This window comes from Salinicola sp. CPA57 (assembly GCF_003206035.1).
GTDB lineage: Bacteria > Pseudomonadota > Gammaproteobacteria > Pseudomonadales > Halomonadaceae > Salinicola > Salinicola socius.
In genome coordinates, this window is sequence record NZ_PZJR01000003.1 from 142,187 (window position 1) to 154,000 (window position 11,814).

11 protein-coding genes and 1 tRNA gene are annotated in these 11,814 nt (G+C 62.3%); 6 read left to right on the top strand and 6 right to left on the bottom strand.

The annotated features are described in order from the left end of the window. Window positions 1–15: 15 nt before the first annotated feature. The 6 genes from DOM36_RS02975 to DOM36_RS03000 form a co-directional block, all read right to left on the bottom strand. Window positions 16–663 carry a 50S ribosomal protein L25/general stress protein Ctc gene (locus DOM36_RS02975; RefSeq protein ID WP_075570701.1) on the bottom strand — a complete coding sequence of 216 codons (648 nt, stop codon included), beginning with the start codon at window positions 661–663 and terminating at the stop codon, window positions 16–18. 163 nt (window positions 664–826) lie between these two features. Next, entirely contained in the window at window positions 827–1,756 is a 930-nt protein-coding gene (locus DOM36_RS02980; protein WP_075570700.1) for a ribose-phosphate pyrophosphokinase, read from the bottom strand. A 275-nt stretch (window positions 1,757–2,031) separates the two neighbouring features. Further along, a tRNA-Gln gene (locus DOM36_RS02985) sits at window positions 2,032–2,106 on the bottom strand. A gap of 147 nt (window positions 2,107–2,253) precedes the next feature. Further along, window positions 2,254–3,138, bottom strand: a complete 885-nt coding sequence (gene ispE / locus DOM36_RS02990) for a 4-(cytidine 5'-diphospho)-2-C-methyl-D-erythritol kinase (RefSeq protein WP_110641280.1) — start codon at window positions 3,136–3,138, stop codon at window positions 2,254–2,256. Further along, window positions 3,135–3,788 carry a lipoprotein insertase outer membrane protein LolB gene (gene lolB / locus DOM36_RS02995; protein ID WP_110641282.1) on the bottom strand — a complete coding sequence of 218 codons (654 nt, stop codon included), beginning with the start codon at window positions 3,786–3,788 and terminating at the stop codon, window positions 3,135–3,137. The genes ispE and lolB overlap by 4 nt, the downstream gene beginning before the upstream one ends. A 173-nt stretch (window positions 3,789–3,961) precedes the next feature. Next, the gene (locus DOM36_RS03000; protein WP_110641876.1) at window positions 3,962–5,686 is read right to left on the bottom strand and encodes a tetratricopeptide repeat protein; all 1,725 of its coding nucleotides are present in this window, start codon (window positions 5,684–5,686) and stop codon (window positions 3,962–3,964) included. A 321-nt stretch (window positions 5,687–6,007) separates the two neighbouring features. Here DOM36_RS03000 and hemA point away from each other — a divergent pair, with 321 nt between their 5' ends. From hemA to DOM36_RS03030, 6 genes are all read left to right on the top strand, one after another. Beyond that, the gene (gene hemA, locus DOM36_RS03005; RefSeq protein WP_110641285.1) at window positions 6,008–7,282 is read left to right on the top strand and encodes a glutamyl-tRNA reductase; all 1,275 of its coding nucleotides are present in this window, start codon (window positions 6,008–6,010) and stop codon (window positions 7,280–7,282) included. Window positions 7,283–7,298: 16 nt separating this feature from the next. Then, window positions 7,299–8,384 carry a peptide chain release factor 1 gene (gene prfA, locus DOM36_RS03010; RefSeq protein WP_110641287.1) on the top strand — a complete coding sequence of 362 codons (1,086 nt, stop codon included), beginning with the start codon at window positions 7,299–7,301 and terminating at the stop codon, window positions 8,382–8,384. After that, entirely contained in the window at window positions 8,384–9,214 is an 831-nt protein-coding gene (prmC, locus tag DOM36_RS03015) for a peptide chain release factor N(5)-glutamine methyltransferase (protein ID WP_110641289.1), read from the top strand. The genes prfA and prmC overlap by 1 nt, the downstream gene beginning before the upstream one ends. Window positions 9,215–9,495: 281 nt before the next feature. Beyond that, a complete protein-coding gene (locus DOM36_RS03020; protein WP_075570694.1) occupies window positions 9,496–9,996 on the top strand; it encodes an Lrp/AsnC ligand binding domain-containing protein in 501 nt (166 codons plus the stop codon). A 109-nt stretch (window positions 9,997–10,105) separates the two neighbouring features. Next, entirely contained in the window at window positions 10,106–10,855 is a 750-nt protein-coding gene (locus tag DOM36_RS03025; RefSeq protein WP_110641291.1) for a HesA/MoeB/ThiF family protein, read from the top strand. 677 nt (window positions 10,856–11,532) lie between these two features. Beyond that, window positions 11,533–11,763 carry a hypothetical protein gene (locus DOM36_RS03030; protein ID WP_075570692.1) on the top strand — a complete coding sequence of 77 codons (231 nt, stop codon included), beginning with the start codon at window positions 11,533–11,535 and terminating at the stop codon, window positions 11,761–11,763. The last annotated feature ends 51 nt before the right edge of the window (window positions 11,764–11,814 follow it).

The window sequence follows — 11,814 nt, forward strand, 5'->3', positions numbered from 1 at the left end:
GTCTGTCGCGAAAGATCAGGCTTCGTCTTTCGGTTCGCCATCTTCGTCGACGCCTTCACCGGCGACTTCGTCGTCACTGACGACGGTCGGGTGCGTGACGCTGACGACACCGGCGTCGTGCTCTTCACCATGGCTCAGTTCGACCAGAGTCACGCCTTCCGGCAGTTTGATGTCGGACAGGTGAATGGTCTCGCCGAGCGCCAGGTTGGCCACGTCGACCTCGAGGTACTCCGGCAGCTTGGACGGCAGGCAGCTGATCTGAACGTCGTTGTTCAGAACGTGCAGCACGCCACCCTCGTCCTTGACGCCTTTGCACGTCTCTTCGTTCAAGAAGTGCAGCGGGACGTTCAGGGTCAGTTCGTGGGTCGCATCGACGCGCATGAAGTCAGCGTGAGTGACCAGTGCCTTGTACGGATGGCGCTGAAGATCACGGATGACGACCTGTTCGCTCTTGCCGTCGACCTGGATGTCGATGATCGAGGAGAAGAAGGCTTCGTCTTCGATCGCCTTGTAGAAGGCCGGCTTGTCGATGGTGATCGGCTGCGGTTCGGCAGTACCACCGTAGATGATGGCAGCGACCTGTTCGTTCTTGCGGCGCAGGCGGCGGCTCGCACCTTTCCCCAGCTCCTTACGAACATTGGCGGTCAGGGTGTAATGGGACATTTTTTGTCACCTCTAATGGTCAAGTAATGGAAATCGGCATCGTCCGCGACCAGAGGATGCCGTTCCAGCAGGATGGCTGCCCTTACGGCAGTCACCCACGTATCCGCGCGTGGTTCCCGATCGTCCCCGGCGGACCGTCGTGAAACGGTCGTGTCGAGAGCGATCAGTGGAACATCGCGCTGACGGATTCTTCGTTACTCACACGACGAATGGCTTCGGCAATCAGGCCGGCGACCGTCAATTGACGAATCTTGCCGCTACGACGTGCAGGTTCGGAGAGCGGTATGGTATCGGCAACGACGAGTTCGTCAAGCACTGAACCGCTGATATTGTCGACGGCGGGTCCGGAAAGGATCGGATGGGTGGCGTAAGCGACCACCCGACGAGCGCCGCGATCCTTCAGTGCCTCGGCGGCCTTGCACAGCGTTCCCGCCGTATCGACCATGTCGTCGACCACGACACAGGTACGATCCTGGATCTCCCCGATGATGTGCATCACCTGCGCCTGATTGGCCTGGGGGCGGCGCTTGTCGATGATCGCCAGATCGACGTTGAGCTGTTTGGCGATGGCACGGGCTCGGACGACCCCGCCGACGTCGGGAGAGACCACGACGAGGTTATCGTAATTCTGGCGCTCGATATCATCGAGCAGTATCGGCGAGCCGTAGACGTTGTCCACCGGGACATCGAAGAAGCCCTGTATCTGATCGGCGTGCAGATCCATGGTCATCACGCGGTCGACGCCGGCCTTGACCATCATGTCGGCCACGACCTTGGCCGAAATCGGCACGCGGGCCGAGCGCACGCGGCGGTCCTGGCGGGCGTAGCCGAAGTAGGGCACGACGGCAGTGATGCGGGTCGCCGAAGCACGACGTAGCGCATCGACCATCAGGATCAGTTCCATGAGATTGTCGTTGGTCGGGGCGCAGGTCGATTGCAGAATAAAGACGTCTTTACCGCGTACGTTTTCGTTGATCTCGACGGCGATTTCGCCATCGCTGAACTGTCCGACCGTCGCATGGCCGAGTCGGTTATCCAGACTCTCGGCTACCTTCGAGGCGAGTCCGACATTGGCGTTACCGGTAAAAACCATCAATTTAGACACGCGCGGCCACCTTTGAGAGCTGTAGAAGGTCGGTAAAGGACATTCGTTTCGATTCTGGACGGGTGACAAGACTGCAGAGGGAGTGCGAGCCGAAGCGTCGAATTCCGGAGAGGCCACGGTTGTCCGCCAACGATGCAAAATGGCATCGAAGTCGCGCGTCGAGACGGCAGGAAAAGTAACCGCAACGCCGGTAGGGAAATCGTGTGGGCTGAGTGGCCATCGCGACCCGGTTTCCGTATGCAGGCTTGTCGAAAGTCAGGAAGTGGCTGGGGTACCAGGATTCGAACCTGGGAATGCTGGTACCAGAAACCAGTGCCTTACCACTTGGCGATACCCCAGCAATCATCGGTCGCGCCCATTATGCGCAAAAGCACAAACCGTTGGCTAGGTTTGAACGGAAAACCAGTCGTAAAGCCGTAACCCGTCTGAAAAGTCTGACAAAAACCGCGTAGTCGAAACGGCTTCTGGCGACGGCGATATGGCAATTACCCCTGAGCCCTGTCCAAACCTTTGGCAGTGTCCAAGGCCAAGTGCAGCGGGGACCGATTGCTGCCACGGGCCTTGAAGGCTTGCCATCCGTCCGGGACCTGACGCAGCACCTGATCGGCTTGCGCTTCGTCGTCCAGCGGACAGAAGACGCAGGCGCCAGTCCCGGTCAGCATCGCGTTACCGTACTGGTCAAGCCAGCTCAGCGCGCGGTCGACTTCAGGATAGAGCGCTCGCACGATGCTCTCGCAATCGTTGCGCCACACCGCGTCGGGGGCGGCCCCGGCGAGTGCGCGACGCATACTAATGACCGTGCTGTCGCGTGTCAAACCGGGGTGGCCGAAAACCGCCGCGGTGGAAATTTCCACATCGGGATGGATGACGACGAACCAGCAAGGCGCCAGGTCGACCGGGACGAGCTGTTCACCGATACCTTCTGCCCAGGCGGTATCGCCGCGCACGAAGACGGGAACGTCGGCGCCGAGTGTCAGTCCCAGCGCCGCCAATCGATCGATACCCAGATTCAGCCCCCACAGGTGGTCGAGAGCGAGCAGCGTAGTGGCCGCGTTGGAACTGCCGCCGCCCAGTCCGCCGCCCATCGGCAGGCGCTTTTCCAGCTCGATGGCTGCGCCCTGGCGACAACCGGTCTGTTGCTGGAGAAGGCGGGCGGCACGGACGACGAGATTGTCGGCTTCTGCAACGTTGGCCAGCGCCGGGGATAACGTGATGTCGTCGCTGTCGAGCCGTGGAAGAAATCTCAGCGTGTCGCCGCTATCGAGAATCTGGAACAGCGTCTGCAGCGAGTGATAGCCATCCGGCCGGCGGCCGGTGATCCGCAGCAGACGATTCAGTTTGGCAGGCGCGGGCAGTGTCAAAGCTCTCATTGCGTCGCGCCCGGCGTCTCCTCGGACGCATCGTCAGAGCCCACCCCCGGTTGCCATTGATTGACCACCAGCGTGGCGCGAATGTCGTCGTAGGTCATGATCAGGCGACTCGGCAGCCACAGCGAGCCGGCGTAGGTCCAGTCCCGGTAGCGGATGGTCCAGCCGTCCTGGCTGAGGGTTTTCGGAAAGCCGAGTTCGTCGTCGGTCTGCTGATGAGCGCGGCCCGGCGCCGGAAGTCCGCGAACCCAGGAGTCCAGTGCGGAGATGGGCAGCGACCAGCCCAGTTGCTGCTGCATCAACGCTTCCGGTGATGCAGCCTCGAAGCGGCCGTCGCCAGTGGTGAGCGTGACGGCACCTTGGCGGCCCTCGAGAACGCTGCGACCGGCACCGAACGGGCCGCTGATCAGCATGCGGTAGTGATTGGGCGCCTGAGACCAGTCCAGATTCGCGCTGCGGCTGTCATCCGCGGTTCGCAGGCCGACCTTGCCGGCCAAGGACCAGGTGTCGAGGGCGGTCAGTTCATCCTGCTGTCGCTGCCAGTCATCGGGTTGGCGCGGCACGTCCGGTGCCGGCGCCTGCCCGGCGCAACCGGCAAGCCAGGCCACCAGAATCAACGCCCCTAGCGGCTGCCACCACTGCTTGCATGTCATTGGGGCGCGTTGTCGCCGTTCGCTGACCGGGAGGGAGTGTGCCATCGATGTTTCCTGTCGAGTACGAATGAGTAGAGTGGGAAGCCGGGCGCCGGGTTGCTTCCCGGGGCCTTGCCCCGGTACAGGCGGCTGAATTCCGGCACGACTGCCGAGCTTAGGGCCCGGCTATCTGGCTAGGGTTCAGCCTGGGGCGAAAGCTGCGGATAGCGAATCAGCAGATCGTCGATATCGGGGTGATTGTCGCTGGTGGCGATTGCCGATTGCACCAGCGTTCTGGCTTCGGCTGCCTGGTCGAGAACGACCAGCGCTTCTGCCAGATGCGCGGCGACTTCCTGGTCCGGCTGTCCGGCATAGGCCCGGCGCAGGTAACCCAGCGCCTTCCGGGGCTCTCCGCGCTTGAAGTGAACCCAGCCCAGGCTGTCGAGAATGGCCGGGCTCTGCGGCTCGAGCGCGTGCGCTCGCTCGATGAGATCCAGTGCCTCATCGTAGTGATCGGTGGTCGTCGCCAGGGTGTAGCCCAATGCGTTGAGAGCCGCGGCATTGTCGGGATCTCTGGCGATCACGTCGCGCATCTGCGTCATCATCGTCTCGACGTTGCCTTGGTCGAACTCTCGCATGGCGCGGGTATAGAGCAGGTCCGTGTCATTCGGCGACTGTTCGAGAGCGTCGGCGAGCAGGGCGTCCGCCGCAGGAATCTGGCCGGCGTCGTCGAGTGCCTGCAGGCCGATCTGTGTCAAGGAAGTGCGCTGATCGGGGTGGCGCAGAATTTCGACCTGCAGGAATTCCTGGGCTTCCCTGGCGCGACCACTGGCGATCAGCATACGGGTCGCCAGTGCCCGGGAATCGAGAAAGCCGGGGCCGGCTGGCACCTGGCGATAATAGAGCAGGGCGTTGTCGATCTCGCCCTGAGTCTCGGCGATGCTGCCCAGCACCAGATAGGTCGCCGGCGGCGTGTCGTCGCGATCCAGCAGCGGCAGCAACAGGCGGCGAGCGGGCTCCAGCGCGCCGGCGTCGAGATAGAGCTGAGCGAAGCCGATACGTAGCGACGGCGTATCGTTGTAACGCGCCAGCAGTTGATCGATTCGCGGCTCGGCAGACGCAATATCGCCATTGGCGATCTCGGCCTGGGCCAGCGCCAGCAGGAACCGGCTATCGTCGGGCGCGAGCTCGCTCCCGCGTCGCGCCGTTGCTGCCGCCTGACCGTAGTCGCCGGCCTCGAGGGCGATCTGCGAGCGGGTGAGCCAGAGCGCCGGCAGGTCGGCATGATGCCGCGTCAGGGTCGCCAGGCGCTGGCGAGCGTCGTCCAGCTGACCATTGGCTGCCTCGAGCCGCGCGGTGGCCATCTGCGCGTCGGCGTGATCGGGGTGGGATGCCGTGAAATCGCGTAGCTGGGCGATCAGCGGGACGGGGTCGGCCCGGGCTTCCACCATCAGATCGGCGAGCTCGAGAAGTTGAGCGTCCTCATCCGAGCGAGCGAGCTCCAGCCTGTGGCGTAATGCCGCAGGCCAGTCGCCGCGGTCCACCGCGATCCCCGAAAGCAGCTTCTGCGGTGCCGAGTCCCGCGGGGCCAGCTGCTGCCACCGAGCCGCCGCGGAGGAGAGCAGTCCGGTGTCGTCGGTGTAGCGCGCGGCCAGCGTCGCTCGCTCGGCGAGTTCGGCGGAGCGGTAGCGATCGGCAGCGGCCAGATAGCCCTCGGCGGCGCGACGAAAGTCGCCCCGCTGCCCCGCCATCTCGGATAGCATCACCTGAGACAGGCCGCTTGCGTCGAAACCACGGGTGATGGGTGGCGCCGTCGTCATGGGGTCATCGGCGGGCATCGATGGGCTATCGGCCGACATGCTTTGACAGCCAGCCAGCAGGACCGCGCAACTGGCGGCGTAGAACAGACTTTTGGGCATGCCGTCCTCGAGATCGATCAATGGCTCCAGCATAACGGCTGGCCGCCGGGGGTCAATCGCCCAAGCATGCCAGCCGACGCGATTCATTGCCTGCTAAGCGTCTTTTGGCTGTGCTAAAATGGCGCCGCCTGGCTGGGCGGACCACAATAGGGTGGGACGTTATAGACCGGGTGTGTCGACTTCCGGCTGCGGCCGATCGCGAACGGTGAATGGGGCGGTCGGCGACCTGACATCTGCCGCGCTTCATCCCGGCTTGCCGCGCCAGCGATGACGTTCGCAGGCGCAAAGCCGGGTCCACGCAAGATAAATGACCGTGATTTCATGACGCTGCTAGCTCTGGGTATCAATCATAGAACGGCTGCGGTCGACATGCGCGAGCGTGTCGCCTTCTCGCCGGCACAGCTCGAGTCCGCGCTGACACAGCTGCGGGCCCTGCCCGACGTGCGTGAGGCGGCAGTGCTGTCGACCTGCAACCGGACCGAGCTCTACTGCATCACCGTGGCCGACGGCGAGCGTCAACTGCTCGAGTGGCTGGGGGCGTTTCACGGCATGCCCGCGCAGGAGCTGTTGAGCTGTGCCTATCACTACTACGAGGGCGAGGCTGCAAGACATCTGATGCGCGTAGCGGCCGGTCTGGACTCCATGGTCCTGGGCGAGCCGCAGATTCTCGGTCAGCTCAAGGATGCCTACCAGATCTCGCGTCAGCATGCGGGGCTGGGGAGCGAGCTGGAACGTCTTTTTCAGCAGACGTTCTCCGTCGCCAAGCAGGTTCGCAGCGAAACCTCGATCGGCGAGAATCCGGTTTCGGTGGCCTACGCCGCCGTGAGCCTTGCCAGTCGCATCTTCGACGATTTCAGCCGCGCCCGAGCATTGCTGATCGGCGCCGGCGAGACGGTCGAACTGGTCGCACGCCACCTGAGGGAAGCCGGCATCATGGGGCTGACCGTGGCCAATCGCACGCTGGAACGGGCTCAGGTGCTGGCGGAAGCCTGCGGCGGGCGGGCAATCGAGCTCAACGCCATTCCGCAGGCTCTGGAGCAGGCGGACATCGTCATCGCATCGACCGCCAGCGAATTGCCGATCCTCGGCAAGGGCATGGTCGAGCGGGCGCTCAAGGTGCGCCGCCACCGGCCCATCTTCATGGTCGATATTGCCGTCCCCCGGGATATCGAACCGGAAGTGGGCGATCTCGACGATGTCTTCCTCTATAGCGTCGACGACCTTCAGCAGGTGATCGCCGAAAACCGGCGGCATCGCGAGGTCGCTGCCAGCCAGGCCGAAGCCTTGATCGACAGCGGCGTCGATCACTGGCTGCATGAACGCCGGGTTCGCGGTGCTGGGGATCTGATTCGCCGCTATCGTCAGCACGGTGAAACGCTGCGTCGCGATTCCGAAGCCGAGGCACTGGCGCAGTTGGCGCGCGGCGCGGATCCGGAGACGGTGATCAAGCGTCTCTCGCACCAGTTGGCCAACAAGTTGATGCATGGCCCGACGCTGCGCCTGCGCGAAGCGTCGGGCCAGTCGCGTCACGACATCATTCAGGCGGCCGATAGCCTGCTCATCGAGGGGCCCGCCACGACACAGGACTCGGCATGAAAATACAGGACTGGGCATGAAAGCGTCTCTGCGCGAACGACTCGACGCCTTCCAGGAGCGCTTCGAAGAGCTGTCGGCGCTGTTATCCGAACCCGAAGTGATTTCCGATCAGCCTCGCTTTCGCGATTACTCTCGCGAGTACGCCGAGCTCGAACCGCTGGTCGAGTCCTGGCTTGTCTATCGCCGTACCGAGAGCGATATCGAAGCGGCCGATCAGATGCGGCAGGATAGCGATCCCGACATGCGCGAGCTGGCCGAAGAGGAGTGGCGCTCGTCCAGATCCCGGCTCGAGGAGCTGGAAGAGGAGGTCAAACGCTTGCTGGTCCCCAAGGACCCGGACGACGACAGCAACGTCTTTCTGGAAGTCCGGGCCGGTACGGGTGGCGACGAGGCGGCGCTGTTCGCCGGCGATCTGTTTCGGATGTATTCCCGCTATGCCGAGCGGCGTGGCTGGAAGGTCGAGGTGGTCAGCGCCAGTCACGGCGAGCAGGGCGGCTACAAGGAGATCATCGCCAGGGTCAAGGGCGACAACGTCTACGCGTCGCTGAAATTCGAATCCGGCGCACATCGCGTGCAGCGTGTTCCGGCGACGGAATCCCAGGGCCGGATTCATACTTCGGCCTGCACCGTCGCGGTGATGCCCGAAGCAGGTGAGGTCGGCGACATCGACGTCAACAGTAATGATCTCCGTGTCGACACGTTCCGCTCCAGCGGGGCCGGCGGCCAGCACGTCAACACGACCGATTCCGCGATTCGCATCACCCACCTGCCGACGGGGCTGGTCGTCGAATGTCAGGAAGAGCGCAGCCAGCACAAGAACCGTGCCAAGGCGATGTCGCTGCTGGCCGCGCGGCTGAAGCAGGCGGCCGTGGACTCCCAGCGCCAGCACCAGGCCGATACCCGCCGCTCTCTGGTGGGATCGGGCGATCGCAGCGAACGGATCCGCACCTACAACTTTCCCCAGGGGCGGCTCACCGATCACCGCATCAACCTGACGATCTACAAGCTGGGCGAGGTCGTGGCCGGCGATCTCGACGAAGTCATCGGACCTCTGATCAATGAGTATCAGGCCGACCAGCTGGCAGCGCTGCAGGGCGAGTGATGACCATCGACGACGCTCTTCGCGACGCGGCAGCACGACTCATCGCCTCGCCGACGGCGCGACTGGATGCGGAGGTGTTGCTGGCACACGTCTGCGAGACGAATCGAACCTGGCTCTATACGTGGGGCGACCGCGAATTGATGCCGGCGCAACAAGAGCGCTTTCAGACGCTGATCGCCCGTCGGACCGAGGGGCTGCCGGTGGCCTACCTGGTCGGCGCGCGGGAGTTCTGGGGGCTCTCCCTCGAGACGTCGCCGGCGACGCTGATCCCGCGTCCGGATACCGAGCGTCTCGTCGAGGTGGCACTCGAGTCTGCGCCGATGCCCAAGGGCGAACTGCTCGATCTGGGCACCGGCACCGGCGCGATCGCGCTCGCCTTCGCCAGCGAACGCCCGGGCTGGCGGGTCACCGGTGTCGATGTTTCCACCGACGCCGTGGCCCTGGCGCAATCCAACGCCGAACGACTGGCGATCGCTAACGCTCGCTTTCTGAAAAGCGACTGGTTCTCGGCATTGTCCGGTCGCCGTTTCGATTTGATCGTTTCCAATCCTCCCTATATTGCCGATGACGATCCGCATCTGCTGCTTGACGACGTTCGCTTCGAGCCGCGTTCGGCGTTGGTCGCCGGTGCCTCTGGCATGTCCGATCTCGAATGGCTGACGGGGCAAGCGCCGAGCTACCTGACACCGGGTGGCTGGCTCTGGATGGAGCATGGCTACGCGCAAGCGCAGCAGGTGCGCGAAGCGCTGTCGCATCGCGGCTTCCACGATGTCGGGTCCCGATACGACCTGGCAGGTCACCAACGGGTCAGCGGCGGGCAGTGGAGCTGAGCCTGTCGATCAATGGCGTAGGCCAATTCGGTCGACCGAACCGGCGGCGCCTGGCCGTACCTCTACAACCGAAGCGTTGAACGAGGGTTGCCGGGCTGGCTGGTGATTCGTAACCGCTCTGTGATAAGAGTATTGCCCCGCGAAAAGCGGTGAGCCGGGGCGGTAATCCATACGTCGTGTCGCTTGCGTGGTGTCACTTGCTGATTACCCAAGCGAGCCATTCGCCTTCGGCTTCTCATTCATGGAACCTTTCCATCCACCGGCTTGGAACAATTACAGCAATGAAAGCCAAATCTCGATCTCTCGATCGAATCGACCTCAATATCCTGCGCTGCCTGCAGGAAAACGCGCGAATTTCCTACGTCGACCTGGCGTCCCAGGTGGGACTGTCGACGACACCCTGTCTCGAGCGCGTCAAACGCCTCGAACGTTCGGGTATCATTCGCGGCTACAAGGCGATACTCGATCCACAGGCGCTGCGCGCCAATCTGCTGGTGTTCGTCGAAATCAGTTTGAACACCCAGTCCCCGGCGGTCTTCGATGAGTTCCGACAGGCGGTCGCCAAACTGCCGCAGATTCAGGAGTGTCATCTGGTTTCCGGGCAGTTCGACTATATCCTCAAGTGCAGGATTCCGGAGATGTCGGCTTATCGCCAACTGCTGGGTGACGTCGTATTGACCCTGCCCGGCGTCAAGGAGTCCAAAAGCTACGTCGTGATGGAAGAGGTCAAGGAGGAGTTGGCCCTGCCGATTCCCGATCTCGACCTGGCAGGCGACGGGTAGCACGTCGGACCGCGACGCCGTCATTCTTGGATTTGGAGCGCGTTTGCCGGCAAGCCCATGAGGGCACTCACGAAGACGGCCATGAACGAAAGGCGATGAAGTCAAAGCTATGAACGATGAGGCATTACTACGCTACAGCCGCCATATCATGCTGGAAGAGATCGATGTCCGGGGGCAGGAGCTGCTGCTCGCTTCCCGCGCGCTGGTCATCGGTGCCGGTGGTCTTGGTTCTCCCGCTGCGCTCTATCTGGCGTCGGCCGGTGTGGGGTGTCTTAGCATCGCCGATGATGATGTCGTCGAATTATCCAATCTGCAGCGCCAGATTGCGCACACCGAATCGGCGCTGGGGCATTCCAAGGCGCAGTCGGCGGCCGATGCGGCACGAAGGCTCAACGCCACGTGCCAGGTCCGGGCGCTGAATGCTCGGCTCGCCGACGGTGCCCTGAAAGAGGAAGTCGATTCGGCCGATGTGGTGCTCGATTGTACCGATCGTTTCTCCAGCCGCTTCGCGATCAATCGGGTCTGCGTCGAAACTCGGACCCCGCTGGTGAGCGGCGCTGCCATTCGTTTTTCCGGCCAGTTGGCAGTCTTCGATTCGCGTCAGCCATCGTCGCCCTGTTACGCCTGCCTTTACGGAGAGCAGGGCGACGATGAAGCGCTGACCTGTGCAGAGAGCGGTGTCGTGTCGCCACTGGTTGGCGTTATCGGTAGTTTTCAGGCGCTGGAAGCCTTGAAGCTGATCACTGGCGCGGGCCAGCCTCCTCGAGGTCTCTCGACGTTCGACGCATTACGCGGCGAGTGGCGGCGTTTCGCGTTGCCAAGAGATCCGGCCTGTGCCGTATGTGGGGGGCGTCAATGACCATGACGAGGTCATGGCGTCATTGGACAGCTGGAGTGAGGGCCCATGAGCACCGGCAGGGCGGTGGTCGGTATTTATCCGGAAATACTAAAGTAGATGAAATTTCCGCTTTCTCTTTATTGCGACATGCTGATAATCTAGTAGCTATAGTAGGTTGATAAGGCGGTTTGCTACTAGATATTGATTTTTTTGGTGCGAAGCGCCCGCTTTGAACCGTAACGAATCGGTCGAGGGTGCGTTCTTCATGCGCGCTCTTTTGAGCCCCAGAGGTTCATGGTCGCGGTCTCGCGATCTTTGGCCCGGCAGACTTCAGCACCAGGTGGTGAAGTATGCCGGGCGTTTTTTTGTTGGCCAGTCACGGTTTTTCGACCTGCCCGCATTGCCGCCGGCCGCGACCGCTCTCTACTCGTTGCTCTCTGAACATGTTCACACCCTTCAAGGTCTGTGCTGGGACCGAAATAGTGTGAACGTGCTCCTCCACCGATCGCCAGTGCTTCCGGCAGAACCCTAACCATGGCCTCAATGTCAGTCTTTCTCGCTCTGAGTTAAGTAAAGTTAACCTCGAGGCGTGCAAGCTGAACTATAGTTCATTTACAAACTATTTAAAGTTCAGTTAAATCAATAATGCCTTTATTAGATGGTTTGGTTAATAACGGCAGTTGCACCTCGGGAAGACTATGAAATTGACTGCGCGGGATTTTCAGCTCGTTCAAGGTCAGAAGAAGACCGAGTGTGCGATGGGGAGCTTGTCCCATCGTGCCAAAGCCGTTGGCATGCCTGTGAGCACGCTGAAAACGAGAATCAGGAAGCTGGTCGATAGCGGCATCGAGCGAGAGCGGGCGATCGAGATCGCGCTAAGCAAACCGATCGGTCCTCAAGGTCGGCCGAGGAAGCCGACGCATTTTTGATGAAGGTTCTCGGCAGATAGGGCTCGCGCTTCCCGATGCCTGCCTGCGATG

What these genes read in the sequence shown, in the direction of transcription:
- prmC (WP_110641289.1), top strand. Translation starts at nt 8,384, where the DNA reads ATGACCATCGACGACGCTCTTCGCGACGCGGCAGCACGACTCATCGCC.
- DOM36_RS03030 (WP_075570692.1), top strand. Translation starts at nt 11,533, where the DNA reads ATGAAATTGACTGCGCGGGATTTTCAGCTCGTTCAAGGTCAGAAGAAG.
- prfA (WP_110641287.1), top strand. Translation starts at nt 7,299, where the DNA reads ATGAAAGCGTCTCTGCGCGAACGACTCGACGCCTTCCAGGAGCGCTTC.
- DOM36_RS02975 (WP_075570701.1), bottom strand. Translation starts at nt 663, where the DNA reads ATGTCCCATTACACCCTGACCGCCAATGTTCGTAAGGAGCTGGGGAAA.
- DOM36_RS03025 (WP_110641291.1), top strand. Translation starts at nt 10,106, where the DNA reads ATGAACGATGAGGCATTACTACGCTACAGCCGCCATATCATGCTGGAA.
- DOM36_RS02980 (WP_075570700.1), bottom strand. Translation starts at nt 1,756, where the DNA reads ATGGTTTTTACCGGTAACGCCAATGTCGGACTCGCCTCGAAGGTAGCC.
- hemA (WP_110641285.1), top strand. Translation starts at nt 6,008, where the DNA reads ATGACGCTGCTAGCTCTGGGTATCAATCATAGAACGGCTGCGGTCGAC.
- DOM36_RS03020 (WP_075570694.1), top strand. Translation starts at nt 9,496, where the DNA reads ATGAAAGCCAAATCTCGATCTCTCGATCGAATCGACCTCAATATCCTG.
- ispE (WP_110641280.1), bottom strand. Translation starts at nt 3,138, where the DNA reads ATGAGAGCTTTGACACTGCCCGCGCCTGCCAAACTGAATCGTCTGCTG.
- lolB (WP_110641282.1), bottom strand. Translation starts at nt 3,788, where the DNA reads ATGACATGCAAGCAGTGGTGGCAGCCGCTAGGGGCGTTGATTCTGGTG.
- DOM36_RS03000 (WP_110641876.1), bottom strand. Translation starts at nt 5,686, where the DNA reads ATGCCCAAAAGTCTGTTCTACGCCGCCAGTTGCGCGGTCCTGCTGGCT.